This window comes from Streptomyces sp. NPDC037126, assembly GCF_055605965.1.
The window spans coordinates 1-15,868 of sequence record NZ_JBVJTD010000003.1 but is presented as its reverse complement, the minus strand read 5'-3'; the positions used below and the strand labels follow the sequence as shown (position 1 = coordinate 15,868).

Here is a 15,868-nt window from a genome sequence, read left to right as displayed (position 1 = left end):
TCCCGAGCCGCCCGCGCGCTCAGAAGCCCCTGGTGCGCTTGGCGGCCCGGCGCTTGCCCGCGGAGCCGACCCGCAGGAAGATCCGGAAGACCTCCGAACCCAGATTGACGCCGATCGCGATGGCCATGGCCAGGGAGGCCGCGTTGGCCAGCGACACCAGCCCCTTGTCCACCTCGTTCTGGGCCATGTTCAGCAGCCCGAAGTAGGTGGCGGAGCCCGGCAGCAGCGGCCCGATCGCCGCCGTCGTGTACGGCAGCGCCGAGGCGAACCGGTACCGGGAGAGCAGCTGCCCGAACAGCCCGACCAGCCCCGCCGCCACGGCCGTCGAGGCCACCGGCGAGAAGTCGGCCACGTAGTGCATCGCGCCGTACACCGTCCACGCGACACCCCCGTTGAGCGTCACCCAGAGCACGGTGGACCGTTCCTGCTGGAGCAGCACCGCGAAGGTCAGCGACAGCAGCATGGAGGCCAGGATCTGGACCAGGGGGCGCTGGGAGATGTTGAGCGCCGCCTCCGGGTTGAGCTTGCCGCCGACCTTCACGCCGAAGTACAGGACGACCAGTACGCCGGTGACGATGCCGACGAAGAAGTACATGACCTCCAGCAGGCGGGCCGAGGCGGTGATGTAGAAGCCCGTCAGGCCGTCCTGCACGCCCGCCACCAGGGCCCGCCCGGGCAGCAGGGCGAACAGGCCACCGGTGATCACGGCGGACGCCCGCACGTCCACGTGCGCCAGTGAGAACGCCACCCCGATCGCCGCGGGCGGCATCGCGGCCACCGTGAACTGGTAGAACTCCGGCAGGCCGCGGCCCGCGCACAGCCAGGCCAGCCGGTCGCCGAGCATCGCGCCGATCGCCGCCGCGAAGAAGACGATCAGGTCACCGCCGACCAGCACGGAGGCCGCGCCGGCCAGCAGCCCGCTCGCCAGGGTCAGCGCCCAGCCGGGATAGGGGTGCCGGTTGCGGCGGATCTCCGCCAGGCGCCGGTAGGCCTCCTCCAGGGAGACATGGGTCTCCGGGTCGGTCAGGTCGTCCACCAGCCGGAACACGGCCGCCAGACGCGTGTAGTCGGTACCCCGCCGCCGTACCGTCCGGGACGCCGTCACCGGGTCCTCCACCAGCGACGGCTGGTGCGAGATCGACAGCAGGGTGAAGGTGACGTTCGGCTCGCAGCGGTCCAGGCCGTAGGACCGGCACACCGCGAACATCGCGGCCTCCACGTCCTCGGCGCCCTCGCCGCCCGCCAGCAGCAGCTCCCCGATACGCAGGGTCAGGTCCAGCACGCGCGGGACGGCGGGGCCGCCCTCCTCCGCCCGCTGCACCATCTCCGGCGCGGGCCGCTCGGCCACCGGCAGGCGCAGCATCGTGCGCATCCGGTCCTGCCACGGCGCGTCCTTGACCAGGCTGACCAGCGGTATCCCGGTGGGGGGCGTGAACGCGGCCGGGGCGCTCTTCGAGCTGTACGTGCTCGGCATGCTGAACGCCGAGCCCTCCGCCCCCGCACCCGGCGGCTGCCGAGTCTCCAGACCGTCCGGCACCGCGAACTCGGAGGTCGTCTCCGGTTCCGCGCTCCCCTTGGGGACGTCGAGGCCCGCCGGGATGGCGAACTCCGACGTGATCTCCGGGTCGTACCGCGCCTCGTCGGACCGGGGCTTGCGGTCCTCCGCCTCCGTCACCTCGCACCGCTCCCTGAACGACACCTTCCGCTGGCCTCAGTATGCGCACGTGTACCCGCACCGGCCGCACGCGTGCGCGGACGTGCGGGGAAGCGAAACGGGCCGCACGCGTGCGTGCGGCCCGTCCGCGTAGGTCGCGCGGGGGCGCTCAGTGGCCGCCCTGCTCCTTGAAGCGCTTGTACGACCGCTCGATCTCCACCTCGGCGTCGGTGCGGCCCACCCAGTTGGCACCCTCGACCGACTTGCCGGGCTCCAGGTCCTTGTACACCTCGAAGAAGTGCTGGATCTCCAGGCGGTCGAACTCCGACACGTGGTGGATGTCGCGCAGGTGCTCCACACGCGGGTCGGTGGAGGGAACGCACAGCAGTTTGTCGTCGCCGCCCGCCTCGTCCGTCATGCGGAACATGCCGATCGCGCGGCAGCGGATCAGGCAGCCCGGGAAGGTCGGCTCGTCCAGGATGACCAGCGCGTCCAGCGGGTCACCGTCCTCGCCGAGGGTGTTCTCGACGAAGCCGTAGTCGGTCGGGTAGGCGGTCGAGGTGAAGAGGCGACGGTCCAGGCGGATCCGACCGGTCTCGTGGTCCACCTCGTACTTGTTGCGCGAACCCTTCGGGATCTCGATCGTGACGTCGAACTCCACCGGTGGCTCCTCCATGATCAGCACATAGTTCTGGTGGTTAAGTGTCCCTCACGCAGGTGTGTGATCGCGAAAGGGGCTGGTGGTCGTGCCAGAGCTGAGGTTTTGGCGTGCCGCGAGACCGCAGGTGGTGCGGGTCGCGAAGGCCGTACGACCGCGTCTGGCGCGGGCCGCGACGGCCGCCGGACCGCGGGTCGCGCGGCTCACACGGACGGTACGACCGCTGATCACCGGCCTCCCCCGGTCGCGCACCCCCAGGACCTGGCAGTACACCGCCGGCGCCGCCACCGCCGGCCTGGCGCTGGCCGCCGGCGTGGTGACCCTGGCGGGGCCCTGGGACGCCGACGGTCAGCGTACGGCCGAGCGGGACCGGGCCGCCGCCCTGGAGCGGGCAGGTGGCGCAGATCACGGCGGCTCCACCACGGCGCAGGGGGCACCGCTGCCCGCCCCGAGCGCCGCACCCGTCCTGGCGGGCCTGGACGGCCTCACGAGCCCCGTGGACACCAAGAAGGCCCCGACGGCCGGGAAGCCCCTCGCGGACGTCCTGGGGCCCCTCCTGGGCGCCTCCGCGCTGGGCAACAGCCACGGGGCGGTGGTCGTCGACGCGACCACCGGCCGGCGCCTGTACGGCGTCGACCCCGACCGGCCGCTCGCGCCCGCCTCCACCACCAAGCTCGCCACCGCCGTCGCCGCCCTGTCCGCGCTCGGTCCCGACCACCGCCTCACCACCCGCGCCGCCCTCGAACCCGACACCGGTGAACTCGTCCTGGTCGGCGGCGGCGACCCCACGCTCACCGCGCGAAGCGACGCGGGCGGCTGGGCCGGCCTGCGCATGCTCGCCGCGCAGACCGCGAAGGCCCTCGCGGGACGCGGCATCCACAAGATCAAGCTCTCCTACGACACCACCCTCTACAGCGGCCCCGCGCTGCACCCCATCGGCGTCAACGACAACCTCGCCCCGGTCAGCGCCCTGTCCGCCGACGAGGGCCGCACCGACGACTCCACCAGGGGCCCGGCGCGCCGCGTGGCCGACCCGGCGGCGGACGCGGCCGGCAAGTTCGCGGTCTTCCTCAAGAAGGCCGGCGTCACGACCACACCGCCCGGCCCCTCCAAGGCCACCAGCCGCGCCCAGACCCTCGCCACCGTGTCCTCGCCGCCGCTGTCCGCGCTGGTCGAGCGCATGCTGACCAACAGCGACAACGACATCGCCGAGGCCCTGGCCCGCCACACCGCCCTCGCGAGCGGTCTGCCGGCCGACTTCGGCGGCGGCGCAAGGGCGATCGTCGCGCAGCTGGACAAGCTGGGCCTGCCGACGTCCGGCGCCTCCTTCCACGACGGCAGCGGCCTCAGCCGCGACGACAGGGTGACGGCCGACCTCCTCACCGCCCTCCTGGTCAAGGCCGGCACCCCGGACCACCCGGGCCTGCGCCCCGTCCTCACCGGCCTTCCCGTCGGCGACTTCACCGGCACCCTCACCAGCCGGTACACCGACGGCGCGGGCGGGCTCGTCCGCGCCAAGACCGGCACGCTGACCGGCGTGAACACGCTGGCCGGCACGGTGGTGGACGCCGACGGGCGGCTCCTGGTCTTCGCCTTCCTCGCCTCCGGCACGACCGACCCCGTGGCGGCCCAGTCCGCCCTGGACCGGACGGCCACGGCCCTGGCGGCCTGCGGCTGCCGGTGACCGGCGCGCCGTACGCCGGGGGAACTCCGCCTCCGGCGGGCCCCCGTCACGGCCTGCCCGAAGTGGGACCGCTCACGTACCGTTGACGCATGACAGGCTTCGGTGGCACCGCATCTCCCGGGATGGTCGACTGGAACCTCGCGGTGGCAACCGCGACAAGGCTCGTACGGCCGGGCCCCGACGTCAGCCGCGACGAGGCCAGGACCGTCGTCGCGGAACTGCGCCGGCACGCGAAAGCCTCGGAGGAACACGTCCGGGGCTTCACTCGTCTCGGCACCGAGGAGACCCACGACACCCCCGTCCTCGTCGTCGACCGCCCCGGCTGGGTCCGGGCCAACGTCGCCGGCTTCCGCGAGATCCTCAAACCCCTGCTGGAGAAGATGCAGGAGCGGCGCGCCGGCAGTCCGGGCAACGCCGTCCTCGGCACCGTCGGCGGCAAGGTCACCGGCGTCGAGCTGGGCATGCTCCTGTCGTTCCTGTCCTCCCGCGTCCTCGGCCAGTACGAGACGTTCGCCCCGGCCACCCGCGAACTGCCCGCCGGGGAGAACGGCGGCGGCCGGCTCCTCCTCGTCGCGCCCAACATCGTCCACGTCGAGCGCGAACTCGACGTCGAACCGCACGACTTCCGCCTGTGGGTCTGCCTGCACGAGGAGACCCACCGCACCCAGTTCACGGCCGTGCCCTGGCTGCGCGACCACCTCGAGGGTGAAATCCAGTCGTTCTTGGCGGAGACCGACGTCGACCCCATGACGTTTCTGGAGCGCATCCGGGAGGCCGCCCAGTCCCTCGCCGGCGGGCGTCCCGAGGGCGAGGAGGACGACGGCGGGCGCTCCTTCGTGGAGCTGGTGCAGACCCCGGCCCAGCGCGAGATCCTCGGCCGCCTCACCGCCGTGATGTCCCTGTTGGAGGGCCACGCCGACTACGTCATGGACGGCGTCGGCCCCAGCGTCGTGCCGTCGGTCGCCGAGATCCGCGAGAAGTTCCAGCAGCGCCGCGCCAAGGGTGCCTCCCGGCTCGACCAGGCACTGCGCAAGCTGCTCGGTCTGGACGCCAAACTCCGGCAGTACCGGGACGGCGAGCGCTTCGTGAGGGCCGTCGTCGACGAGGTCGGCATCGACGGCTTCAACCGCGCGTGGACCTCGCCCAACACCCTGCCCACCAAGACGGAGATCGCCAAACCGGCGGACTGGATCGCACGGGTGCACCGCAAGGCCGAGTCGTGAACGGCACGAGTGGGCCGTGAAACGAATCCGGCCGACGGCAGGAGAACGCCACTCCAATCACCCGTCCGAGGGACCGTGGGGCATGCGTAGGCGTGCAATGCTCAGGGAACGGCCCGCTTCTGTCACCATCTACACACTCTGAGTGACCGAATCTCGGGCTCACCCCCCGAAAACTTCATGAAGGGAACCGGACATGGGTCCCCATCCTGCGGTCGCGGCGATACGCCTGGCGGTTCGCCGCGTCCTCCACGACATCCTGAACGACCGATCGACCTCCGGCGAGCACCCGGACCAGACAGCCGAGCGGTTCCCCTCCCCGCTCGTGCTCGTCGCGTGCTCCGGCGGCGCCGACTCCATGGCGCTCGCCTCCGCGCTCGCCTTCGAGGCCCCCAAGCTCGGCATCCGGGCCGGCGGCATCACCGTCGACCACGGACTCCAGGTCGGCTCCGACCTCCGCGCCGCCGAGGTCGTCCTGCGAATGCGCGGCCTCGGCCTCGCACCCGCCGAGTCCGTCGCCGTGAGCGTGGGCCGTGAGGGCGGACCCGAGGCCGCGGCCCGCGACGCCCGCTACGCCGCCCTCGACGCCGCCGCCCGAGGCCACGGCGCCGCCGCGATCCTGCTCGGCCACACCCGCGACGACCAGGCCGAAACCGTCCTGCTGGGGCTCGCCCGCGGTTCCGGCATCCGCTCCCTGTCCGGCATGGCCGCGGTCTCGGGGGCCGACGGCCGTTACCGGCGCCCCTTCCTGCACCTCGACCGGCAGACCGCCCGCAAGGCCTGCATGGTCCAGTCCCTGCCCGTCTGGGACGACCCGCACAACGCCGACCCCGCCTACACCCGCTCCCGGCTCCGGCACGAAGGCCTGCCCGCCCTGGAGAAGGCCCTCGGCAAGGGTGTCGTCGAGGCGCTCGCCCGCACGGCCCAGCTCTCCCGCGACGACGCCGACGCGCTCGACTCCTGGGCGAGCCAGGCGGACGCCTCGGTACGGGACGCCAAGGGCCTGCTCGAGTGCGCCAAGCTCTACGCGCTGCCGCCCGCCGTGCGCCGCCGGATCCTGCGTCGCGCCGCCATCGAGGCCGGCGCCCCGGCCGGTTCGCTGTTCGCGCGCCACATCGAGGAAGTCGACCGCCTGATCACCGGCTGGCGCGGCCAGGGAGCCATCAATCTCCCCGGCCGGGTCGTCGCCCAGCGGCAGGGTGGCAGACTGGTGATTCGGCAGGGCTGAATCCCGACCTCCCGGAGCGATCCTCCGGCGGCCGGTCCGGGCAGCCGGAGGCCGTAAGTGCGGGACGACCGAAAGTGATGCGGGTGGACGCGAAAGACATGGGTGCCGACCTCCAGCAGGTGCTCATCACCAAGGAAGAGATCGACGCGAAGCTGGCCGAGCTGGCCGCGAAGATCGACGCGGAGTACGCGGGCAAGGACCTGCTGATCGTCGGCGTCCTCAAGGGCGCGGTGATGGTCATGGCGGACCTCGCCCGGGCGCTGTCCACCCCCCTCACCATGGACTGGATGGCCGTGTCCTCCTACGGCGCGGGCACCCAGTCCTCCGGTGTCGTCCGGATCCTCAAGGACCTCGACACCGACATCAAGGGCAGGCACGTCCTGATCGTCGAGGACATCATCGACTCCGGCCTGACCCTGTCCTGGCTGATCAACAACCTCGGCTCCCGCGAGCCCGCGACCCTGAAGGTGTGCACGCTCCTGCGCAAGCCGGACGCCGCCAAGGTCGCCATCGACGTGGAGTGGGTCGGCTTCGACATCCCGAACGAGTTCGTCGTCGGCTACGGCCTCGACTACGCCGAGAAGTACCGCAACCTGCCGTTCGTGGGTACGCTCGCGCCTCACGTCTACGGCGGCTGAGCCACTTGGGCCAAGCCCAGTAGGACGATCGGGAACCCCGGCGGGTTCCGTGCCGTTGAAGCATGCAGAGACGGGTTTCCCAGCCGTCGAAACGGCTCCGTGCGGCTTCGGGCAACAATGCTGGGGTACCGTCAGAAGAACTGTCTTATCAAACTCACTATGGCAGGAGGGACGGGGCGACACCGCTCCGTATGGATGGACGTGAAGCGATACTTCCGTGGGCCGGTCATGTGGATCGTGCTGGCCGTCCTTGCCGTGGTCGTGTTGATGCAGGTCGTCGGCTCGTCCGGCGGCTACAAGACGGTGGACACCGGCCAGGTCGTTGCGGCGATCAATGACAACAGGGTCCAGTCGGCGAAGCTGACCACAGGCGACGAGCAGACCGTCAAGGTCGTCCTCAAGGACGGCCAGAAGGTCGATGGCAGCTCGAAGATCCAGGCGAGCTACATCGGTGACCAGGGTTCGACCCTCGCCGGCTCGCTGCAGACCAAGTACGAGCAGAAGCAGATCCCGGACGGCTACACGGTGTCGCCGTCCAAGCAGAACCCGTTCGTCGGTGTCCTGCTGTCGCTGCTGCCCTTCGTCCTCATCGTGGTCGTCTTCCTGTTCCTGATGAACCAGATGCAGGGCGGCGGCTCCCGGGTGATGAACTTCGGGAAGTCCAAGGCCAAGCTGATCACCAAGGACACCCCGAAGACCACCTTCTCCGACGTCGCCGGCTGTGACGAGGCCGTCGAGGAGCTCCAGGAGATCAAGGAGTTCCTCCAGGAGCCGGCCAAGTTCCAGGCCGTCGGCGCCAAGATCCCCAAGGGTGTGCTGCTCTACGGCCGCCCGGGTACCGGCAAGACCCTGCTCGCGCGCGCCGTCGCCGGCGAGGCGGGCGTCCCCTTCTACTCGATCTCCGGTTCGGACTTCGTCGAGATGTTCGTCGGTGTCGGTGCCTCCCGTGTCCGTGACCTGTTCGAGCAGGCCAAGGCGAACGCCCCGGCGATCGTCTTCGTCGACGAGATCGACGCGGTCGGCCGCCACCGCGGCGCCGGCCTCGGCGGTGGTCACGACGAGCGCGAGCAGACGCTGAACCAGCTGCTCGTCGAGATGGACGGCTTCGACGTCAAGGGCGGCGTCATCCTGATCGCCGCCACGAACCGCCCGGACATCCTCGACCCGGCGCTGCTGCGCCCCGGCCGTTTCGACCGCCAGATCGCGGTCGACCCGCCGGACCTGCAGGGCCGCATGGAGATCCTCAAGGTCCACCAGAAGGGCAAGCCGGTCGCGCCCGACGTCGACCTCTCCGCCGTCGCCCGCCGCACCCCCGGCATGACGGGTGCCGACCTCGCCAACGTGCTGAACGAGGCCGCGCTGCTCACCGCCCGCGGTGACCAGAAGCTGATCGACAACAAGGCGCTGGACGAGGCGATCGACCGCGTGGTCGCGGGCCCGCAGAAGCGGACCCGGATCATGTCGGACAAGGAGAAGAAGATCACCGCGTACCACGAGGGCGGCCACGCCCTGGTCGCGGCGGCCTCGCCGAACTCCGACCCGGTCCACAAGATCACGATCCTGTCCCGCGGCCGCGCCCTCGGCTACACGATGGTTCTCCCGGACGAGGACAAGTACTCGACCACGCGCAACGAGATGCTCGACCAGCTCGGCTACATGCTGGGCGGGCGCGCGGCCGAGGAGCTGGTCTTCCACGACCCGACCACCGGTGCCGCGAACGACATCGAGAAGGCCACCAACCTGGCCCGCGCGATGGTCACGCAGTACGGCATGACCGAGCGGCTCGGCGCCATCAAGTTCGGCGGCGACAACAGCGAGCCCTTCCTCGGCCGTGAGATGGCTCACCAGCGCGACTACTCGGAAGAGGTCGCCGCGCTGGTCGACGAAGAGGTCAAGAAGCTCATCGAGAACGCGCACAACGAGGCCTGGGAGATCCTGGTCGAGAACCGCGACGTGCTCGACCAGCTCGTCCTCCACCTGCTGGAGAAGGAGACCCTGGGCAAGGAGGAGATCGCCGAGATCTTCGCGCCCATCGTCAAGCGCCCGCCGCGGCCCGCGTGGACCGGCTCCTCGCGTCGCACCCCGTCCACCCGCCCGCCGGTGCTCTCCCCCAAGGAGCTGGCACTGACTAACGGTGCGAACGGCACGACGGCCGCGATCAGCACGGTCAAGTCCACCGCCACGGAGTCCGCCCCGGTGACGGACCAGACCCCGGAGGACCGCTCCGAGAGCTGATCGGCTTTCGGCCGATCCGGCCCGGAATGAACGCCGCGCCCACCAGGTTCTAGCCTGGTGGGCGCGGCGTTCGTATGTCCGCAAGACGACGTGTGGCCGCCGCCACGCGTCAGGCACAGGAACGAGGAACCAGATGACCGACCCCGTGACGCTGGACGGCGAGGGCCCCATCGGCGAGTTCGACGAGAAGCGCGCCGAGAACGCCGTACGCGAACTCCTCATCGCGGTCGGCGAGGACCCGGACCGCGAGGGTCTCAGGGAGACGCCGGCGCGGGTGGCGCGGGCGTACAAGGAGATCTTCGCGGGACTGTGGCAGCAGCCCGAGGACGTGCTGACCACGACCTTCGACCTGGGACACGACGAGATGGTCCTGGTGAAGGACATCGAGGTCTACAGCACGTGCGAGCACCATCTGGTCCCGTTCAGGGGCGTCGCCCACGTCGGCTACATCCCGTCCGTCTCCGGGAAGATCACCGGCCTGTCCAAGCTGGCCCGGCTGGTGGACGTCTACGCCCGCAGGCCGCAGGTGCAGGAGCGCCTCACCACGCAGATCGCGGACTCCCTGATGGAGATCCTGGAGCCGCGGGGCGTCATCGTGGTCATCGAGTGCGAGCACATGTGCATGTCCATGCGCGGCATCCGCAAGCCGGGCGCGAAGACCATAACGTCCGCCGTGCGCGGTCAGCTGCGGGACGCGGCGACGCGCAACGAGGCCATGAGCCTGATCATGGCGCGCTGAGCCCCGCCCCGGGGGAGCCGGCGGTCACGCCGCCGGCTCCGCTCCCGGGTGGTTCTCGTCCTCGTCCTCCGGGAGCTTGCAGACGCGCTCCAGGAACAGGGCCGCCGCTATGACGCCGATGCCGGCCAGCACCGAGAAGCCGGCGTAGACGGCCTGGTCGCGGCGGGTCGGTATGTCGAGGAGCTCCAGCAGCAGGACGCCCGTGCCGCCGTACATACCGGCGACGAGCGCGGCGACCAGCGCGCTGGCCTGGGCGAAGACGACCGCGCGGGCCGCCATGAGCGGATCGACGCCCTTCGCCCCGGGGCGCCGCTCGCGCTGGGCCTTGAAGCGGGCGCGCAGCGAGAGCGCCGTCGCCAGCAGCACCACCGCGATCAGCGCGAGGACGATGGGCGCGGCCAGGGGGACGCTGGGGAGTGTCCCGATCGAGTTCCAGAGGCGGGCCCCCGCCCAGGACAGGATTCCGGCCACGACGAACACGCCGACCAGCACCCTGATGCGCAGCTCTCTCACGGTGTCCCTTCAGTTCCCCCGGACCGTCCCCGGACTGTGGTCGTCTTGACCTTAACGACTACTCGGGCAGTCGGAGTTCCAGGTCGCCGCGAGCCGCGACGCCTTCGCGGGTGACGGCCGAGAGGAGATCGGCCACGGGACCGAGGCCGGGCAGCTGGGCCTGGGGGTCCACGTCGTGCCAGGGGGCGAGCACGAAGGCGCGCTCGTGGGCGCGGGGGTGGGGCAGCGTGAGCTGGGGGTCGTCGGAGGTGACGTCGGCATAGGCGACGATGTCGACGTCCAGGGTGCGCGGGCCCCAGCGCTCGTCGCGGACCCGGTTGAAGGCCTCCTCGACGGCGTGCGCCCGCTCCAGCAGCGAGGAGGGGGGCAGGGTGGTCTTCAGGGCCACGATCGCGTTGAGGTACGACGGCTGGCTGCCGGGGGCCACGCCCCACGGCTCGGTCTCGTACACCGGCGAGACGGCCTTCACGCGGACGCCCGGCGTGTCCTCCAGGGCGTCGACGGCGCCTTGGAGGGTCTCCAGGCGGTTGCCGAGGTTGGAGCCGATGGAGATGACGGCCCACTTCGGGTTCTGCAGGGTCGTGTCGGCCGCGTCCACCTGCTCGACGACCGAGGCGGGCACCGGCTGGACGGTCGGGTCGCTCTGACCCTGGAGGAAGGATCGGGTCATACTCGGCTCCGGGTGATGGTGACGGTCACGTCGTCGAAGGGGACGGTGATCGGCGCGTCGGGCTTGTGCACGCAGACCTCGACCTCGTCGACCCCTTCGTGTTTGAGGCAGGTCTGGGCGATCCGCTCGGCGAGGGTCTCGATGAGGTTCACCGGTTCGCCCTCGACCACGGCCACGACCTCCTCGGCCACGATGCCGTAGTGCACGGTCCTCGCCAGGTCGTCGTCTGCCGCGGCCGGCCGGGTGTCCAGGCCGAGCACGAGGTCGACGATGAAGGTCTGGCCCTCCTCGCGCTCCTTGGGGAACACACCGTGGTGCCCGCGGGCCTTCAGGCCGCGCAGCGCGACACGATCCACGCGAATCACTCCTGCAATCGTCGGGAACGACCGGCCCGTACCGCGTGCGGGCGGCACACCGGTCACTGACGAATCTACCTGCGGGCACCGACAGAACCGGGCTCCAGGGGCGTGGGCCCGGGCCGGGACCGAGAGGGTTCACCGCCTGTTTTCCCCAGGGAACCAGGCCGCGTCACGGGCTGGTAGCCGCTCATACCCAGCGGTAGGTGATTCCAACCACTTCTTGGTCCCAGTGGGCCCGCTGTGGGGCGCCTACCCGCTCAGGCGAGAGGGTCGTCGTCCGGATTCACGCCATTTACACCGCTCTCGCCGTCGTCCGAGTCCTCCGTCTCGGCCAGGACGGGCGAGGCATGGTGCGACCAGAGCTTCCAGCCCCCGGGTGTGCGCCGGAACACGTTCGTGGCGACGACGAGCTGGCCGACCAGGGGGCCGAGTTCGCCGCCGTCGGCCGGGGCGGGCCCGCCGCTGAGGATGTTCTCGGTGCAGGTCACGAGCGCGGTGTCGCCGGTGACGGAGACGTGCACGTCGGTGAGGAAGAACTGGATGTAGTCGGTGTTCGCCATGATCAGGGCGTACGACCTGAGGACCTCGCCGCGGCCGGTGAGCACCGGCCACCCGGGGTGCACGCAGGAGATCACGCCGGCGTCCGCCGGGTCGTGGTACTCCTCGTCCACGCCCAGGTCGGCGGGGGTGAGCCAGAGCGAGGAGACCACGTCGAAGTCACCGCTCTCCAGCGCTTCGTAGAAGGCGGTGTTCGCCGCCTCGACCTGCTCGACGTCGGTATGGGGGGCGCTCACCGGTCTCCGTCCGCCCCGGGTCCGCCACCGGACCCCGGCGTGTGGCCGGTTTCACGCGCCCCGGGCGAGCTGCCGGCCCCCGGCGCGGAAGGCGTCGTACGCGCCCCCTCGACGGCCCGCGCGACCCGTACCGCGTCCGCGGTGGCGCGTACCTCGTGGACGCGCACGGCCCACGCGCCGGCGTGCGCGGCGAGCGCGGACACGGCGGCGGTGGCGGCGTCGCGCTCCCGGGCCGGCGGGGGAGCACCCTGCGGGCCCGCGAGCACCCGGCCGAGGAACCGCTTGCGGGACGCGGCCACGAGCAGGGGGTGACCGAGGGCGTGCAGGCGGTCGAGGTGGGCGAGCAGGGTGAGGTCGTGGTCGGCCTCCTTGGAGAAGCCGAGGCCGGGGTCGACGACGATCCGGTCGGGCGCGATGCCGCCGGCCAGGACGGCCTCCACGCGCGCGTGGAGTTCGCCGACGACTTCGGCGACGACGTCCTCGTAGGCGCCCGCGACGTTGCCGCCGTCGAGGAAGCCGCGCCAGTGCATGACGACGAAGGGGGCGCCCGCGTCGGCGACGACCGGGATCATCTCCGGATCGGCGAGGCCGCCGCTGACGTCGTTGACCAGGGCGGCGCCGGCCGCCAGCGACTGCGCGGCGACGGAGGCGCGCATGGTGTCGACGGAGACGGCCACGCCTTCGGAGGCGAGACCGCGGACCACGGGGATGACGCGCCGCAGTTCCTCGGCCTCGTCCACGCGGGTGGCGCCCGGACGGGTGGACTCACCGCCGACGTCGACCAGGTCCGCGCCCTCGGCGACCAGGTCGAGGCCGTGCTTGACGGCGGCGGTCGTGTCGAACCAGCGGCCGCCGTCGGAGAAGGAGTCGGGGGTGACGTTCACGACCCCCATGACCGCGCACCGGTCCCATGCCGGAAGGCCCGCCACCAGGCCACGCCCGCTGTGGTTGTTCATACGTTCAGCGTAGGCCCAGGGTGGCGGCGGAACGCGCCGCGGCCCTGGCGGAGGCCCCCGGGGGGAGGGGGGCTTCCGCCAGGGCCAGTCCTCGGTCGTGCCCGTCGCGGGTGTCAGGCCGCTCTGACGTCCCGGTCGGGCACGGCGTGCGCGCACGGCCGCTGGGCGGCCGCGCGGCGGCGGCGCATGAAGCGCGGCAGCGGCAGGGCGAGGTTGACGAAGCCCTCGGCCTGCATGACCGCGAAGCCGATGCGCGGCAGGTCGGTCGTGGCGCGGTAGACCATGAACCGCGGCTCCCAGCGGGGCTGGAACTTGGCGTTGAACTTGTACAGCGACTCGATCTGGAACCAGCGCGAGAGGAAGACCAGCAGACCGCGCCAGGCGCGCAGCACCGGACCGGCGCCGATCTTCTCCCCGCGCGCGAGGGCGGAGCGGAACATCGCGAAGTTCAGCGAGACACGCGTGACGCCGAACTTCGGAGCGGCCTGCAGGGCGGCGACGATCAGCAGCTCGTTCATGCCCGGGTCGGCGCTGCGGTCACGGCGCATCAGGTCCAGCGAGGCGCCGTCCGTGCCCCAGGGCACGAAGTGCAGGATCGCCTTCAGGTCGCCGTACTCGCCGGGCACGTCGTCCGTCTTGTGGGCGGTGGCGATCAGGCAGTCGCCGTCGGCGGGGTCGCCGACGCGGCCGAGGGCCATGGAGAAGCCGCGCTCGGTGTCGGTGCCGCGCCAGTCCTCCGCGGCGTGGCGGATGCGCTCCAACTCGGGTTCGCCGAGGTCACGGATGCGCCGTACTCGGGTTTCGTAGCCGGCCCGCTCGATGCGCTTGACCATCTGGCGCACGTTGCGCATCGCGCGTCCGGCGAGTGAGAAATCCGCCACGTCCACCACCGCCTCGTCGCCCAGCTCCAGGGCGTCCAGGCCGGTCTCGCGGGTCCACACCTCACCGCCGGTCTCCGAGCAGCCCACGACCGCGGGCGTCCAGGAGTGGGCCTTGGCCTCGTCCATGAAGCGCTCGATCGCGCCGGGCCAGGCCTCGACGTCGCCGATCGGGTCGCCGCTGGCGAGCATCACGCCGGAGATGACGCGGTAGGTGACCGCGGCCTTGCCGCTGGGCGAGAAGACGACCGCCTTGTCGCGGCGCAGCGCGAACTGGCCGAGGGAGTCGCGGCCGCCGTGCTTGTCCAGCAGGGCCCGCAGCCTGACCTCGTCCTCCTCGGTGAGGCGGGCGGCCGGGTGTTCGGGCCGGAAGGCCAGGTAGACGGTGGTGACCGCGGTGATCCAGCCGAGCGCCCCGAGGGAGAAGGCGACGGTCCAGGAGGTGCTGCCCGTGTAGTCGACCGGGCCCTCGAAGCCGAACAGGCCGTAGACGACGTGCGTCAGGCGGTCGGCGAGGCTCGGGTCGCCGACCGTCCGGTCTGGGTGGACGCTCACGATGACGAGCCCGAGGACGAGTGAACCGGCGCTCATGAGAACGAAGTTGGCGAGCGCGCGCCAGCGGCTGCGCGGGTCGGGCAGGGCCGCGAACTCGCCCCGGTGACGCAGCAGCGGTACGAGCAGTACGACCGCGATGAGCACGCCGGCCAGCGAGTGCCGGTAGGCGAACTGGGCCGCCGCGCCCGCCGGGAGCAGCGCGACCGCCGCGCGCCACGCCCGGCGCTTGCGCCGTTTGAGCCCGTGCGCGAGCAGCAGCAACAGGACGCCCGCGCTCAGCGACAGCGCCGCGGCGAAGGGCCCGAAGGAGCCCGGCAGCACCTCGGCTATGGCGTGCATACGGCTGTGCCGGAAGCGCGGGAACACGCCCGCGGCAATGTCGAGGACGCCCACGAGCGCGGCCGCCCTGCTCACCAGGGTGGGAACGGCCTCGGGGCGCGGGCCGCGCAGTATGCGCCGCGCCCGGCTTGATCGGCCCGGAACCTCGCCCGACATTTCCCCATCTATCCTGACAGACATCGCATCCCGTAGTTCTGCGAGAGACCTTGAACCCGGGCCCGATCGGGCATCCGGCGACATTGCGCCCTCTAGGACGGTGTCTTGGGGAGAGAGGTTCACTCCCCACCGGAAAGTCGGGTCAAAGGCCAAGGAAAGCCCCGGGCAAGACCTCGCAACAGAGCGAGCGTCCGGCACGGGCGGAGAACGCAGGCAGGAAGCAGCCCATGGGTCTCACGAGCAACAAAGTGCTGGTGCTGGCGATTCTGGTCGCCGCCGTGCTGTTCGGCAGCACGGTGTGGCTGTGGCCGCGGCTCGCCCGGCAGAGCTGGCGTGCCGTCAGCGGGCGGATCGGTCTCATGCTGAGCACCCAGTTGGCGCTCATCGCCTCGATGGGGCTCGCCGCCAACCAGTCCTTCGGGTTCTACGCCAGCTGGGCGGACCTGTTCGGTCAGGAGACGGGCCAGGGGGTGGTCGTGGACCACATAGCGGCCGGTGGTGGTGGTCCGATCCAGGTCGTCTCGACCTCCCGGGTGCTGGGGGTGAGCAGCGGGCTGCCGCAGGTGGCGGGGCAGGTCCAGAAGGTGGACAT

General features: G+C 71.4%; 14 protein-coding genes and 1 pseudogene. 7 read left to right on the top strand and 8 right to left on the bottom strand.

Going from position 1 to position 15,868, the window contains the following annotated elements:
* Positions 1-19: 19 nt before the first annotated feature.
* Entirely contained in the window at positions 20-1,675 is a 1,656-nt protein-coding gene (locus ACZ7FF_RS08725; RefSeq protein WP_470810637.1) for a threonine/serine exporter family protein, read from the bottom strand.
* A 148-nt stretch (positions 1,676-1,823) separates the two neighbouring features.
* On the bottom strand, positions 1,824-2,315 hold the full coding sequence (locus ACZ7FF_RS08720; protein ID WP_161292619.1) for an inorganic diphosphatase: 492 nt from the start codon (positions 2,313-2,315) through the stop codon (positions 1,824-1,826).
* Between the two features lie 79 nt (positions 2,316-2,394).
* Between ACZ7FF_RS08720 and dacB the strand changes: the two genes are divergently transcribed.
* From dacB to folE, 6 genes are all read left to right on the top strand, one after another.
* Positions 2,395-3,996: a D-alanyl-D-alanine carboxypeptidase/D-alanyl-D-alanine endopeptidase gene (dacB, locus tag ACZ7FF_RS08715; protein ID WP_470810635.1), complete on the top strand. Its 1,602-nt coding sequence runs from the start codon at positions 2,395-2,397 to the stop codon at positions 3,994-3,996.
* 89 nt (positions 3,997-4,085) lie between these two features.
* Complete coding sequence (locus ACZ7FF_RS08710) at positions 4,086-5,219, top strand: zinc-dependent metalloprotease (protein ID WP_470810634.1); 1,134 nt, start codon at positions 4,086-4,088, stop codon at positions 5,217-5,219.
* Between the two features lie 193 nt (positions 5,220-5,412).
* The gene (tilS, locus tag ACZ7FF_RS08705) at positions 5,413-6,444 is read left to right on the top strand and encodes a tRNA lysidine(34) synthetase TilS (RefSeq protein WP_470810633.1); all 1,032 of its coding nucleotides are present in this window, start codon (positions 5,413-5,415) and stop codon (positions 6,442-6,444) included.
* A 77-nt stretch (positions 6,445-6,521) separates the two neighbouring features.
* Complete coding sequence (gene hpt / locus ACZ7FF_RS08700) at positions 6,522-7,082, top strand: hypoxanthine phosphoribosyltransferase (RefSeq protein WP_392071871.1); 561 nt, start codon at positions 6,522-6,524, stop codon at positions 7,080-7,082.
* Between the two features lie 195 nt (positions 7,083-7,277).
* Entirely contained in the window at positions 7,278-9,317 is a 2,040-nt protein-coding gene (ftsH, locus tag ACZ7FF_RS08695; protein WP_470810631.1) for an ATP-dependent zinc metalloprotease FtsH, read from the top strand.
* A gap of 133 nt (positions 9,318-9,450) precedes the next feature.
* Complete coding sequence (gene folE / locus ACZ7FF_RS08690; protein ID WP_470810630.1) at positions 9,451-10,056, top strand: GTP cyclohydrolase I FolE; 606 nt, start codon at positions 9,451-9,453, stop codon at positions 10,054-10,056.
* Between the two features lie 24 nt (positions 10,057-10,080).
* Here the strand turns inward: folE and ACZ7FF_RS08685 are convergent, their stop codons facing one another.
* The 6 genes from ACZ7FF_RS08685 to ACZ7FF_RS08660 all read right to left on the bottom strand — a co-directional run bounded on the left by ACZ7FF_RS08685 (position 10,081) and on the right by ACZ7FF_RS08660 (position 15,276).
* Positions 10,081-10,569: a DUF3180 domain-containing protein gene (locus ACZ7FF_RS08685; protein WP_470810629.1), complete on the bottom strand. Its 489-nt coding sequence runs from the start codon at positions 10,567-10,569 to the stop codon at positions 10,081-10,083.
* A 58-nt stretch (positions 10,570-10,627) separates the two neighbouring features.
* Positions 10,628-11,239 carry a 2-amino-4-hydroxy-6-hydroxymethyldihydropteridine diphosphokinase gene (folK, locus tag ACZ7FF_RS08680; RefSeq protein WP_470810628.1) on the bottom strand — a complete coding sequence of 204 codons (612 nt, stop codon included), beginning with the start codon at positions 11,237-11,239 and terminating at the stop codon, positions 10,628-10,630.
* Positions 11,236-11,595 (bottom strand): dihydroneopterin aldolase, encoded by a 360-nt coding sequence (folB, locus tag ACZ7FF_RS08675; RefSeq protein WP_470810627.1) that lies wholly within the window; start codon positions 11,593-11,595, stop codon positions 11,236-11,238. Before folB ends, folK begins: the two co-directional genes overlap by 4 nt.
* Before the next feature lie 260 nt (positions 11,596-11,855).
* Complete coding sequence (locus ACZ7FF_RS08670; protein WP_470810625.1) at positions 11,856-12,392, bottom strand: nuclear transport factor 2 family protein; 537 nt, start codon at positions 12,390-12,392, stop codon at positions 11,856-11,858.
* A complete protein-coding gene (gene folP, locus ACZ7FF_RS08665) occupies positions 12,389-13,348 on the bottom strand; it encodes a dihydropteroate synthase (RefSeq protein WP_470810624.1) in 960 nt (319 codons plus the stop codon). The genes ACZ7FF_RS08670 and folP overlap by 4 nt, the downstream gene beginning before the upstream one ends.
* Before the next feature lie 113 nt (positions 13,349-13,461).
* On the bottom strand, positions 13,462-15,276 hold the full coding sequence (locus ACZ7FF_RS08660) for a phosphatidylglycerol lysyltransferase domain-containing protein (protein ID WP_470810622.1): 1,815 nt from the start codon (positions 15,274-15,276) through the stop codon (positions 13,462-13,464).
* 227 nt (positions 15,277-15,503) lie between these two features.
* On the opposite strand from ACZ7FF_RS08660, the pseudogene ACZ7FF_RS08655 reads away from it, so the two are divergent.
* Positions 15,504-15,868 (top strand): annotated as a pseudogene (locus ACZ7FF_RS08655) (esterase); the annotation flags it as partial.

What these genes read in the sequence shown, in the direction of transcription:
- ftsH (WP_470810631.1), top strand. Translation starts at nt 7,278, where the DNA reads ATGGACGTGAAGCGATACTTCCGTGGGCCGGTCATGTGGATCGTGCTG.
- hpt (WP_392071871.1), top strand. Translation starts at nt 6,522, where the DNA reads ATGCGGGTGGACGCGAAAGACATGGGTGCCGACCTCCAGCAGGTGCTC.
- folE (WP_470810630.1), top strand. Translation starts at nt 9,451, where the DNA reads ATGACCGACCCCGTGACGCTGGACGGCGAGGGCCCCATCGGCGAGTTC.
- ACZ7FF_RS08660 (WP_470810622.1), bottom strand. Translation starts at nt 15,276, where the DNA reads ATGTCGGGCGAGGTTCCGGGCCGATCAAGCCGGGCGCGGCGCATACTG.
- folP (WP_470810624.1), bottom strand. Translation starts at nt 13,348, where the DNA reads ATGAACAACCACAGCGGGCGTGGCCTGGTGGCGGGCCTTCCGGCATGG.
- tilS (WP_470810633.1), top strand. Translation starts at nt 5,413, where the DNA reads ATGGGTCCCCATCCTGCGGTCGCGGCGATACGCCTGGCGGTTCGCCGC.
- folK (WP_470810628.1), bottom strand. Translation starts at nt 11,239, where the DNA reads ATGACCCGATCCTTCCTCCAGGGTCAGAGCGACCCGACCGTCCAGCCG.
- ACZ7FF_RS08710 (WP_470810634.1), top strand. Translation starts at nt 4,086, where the DNA reads ATGACAGGCTTCGGTGGCACCGCATCTCCCGGGATGGTCGACTGGAAC.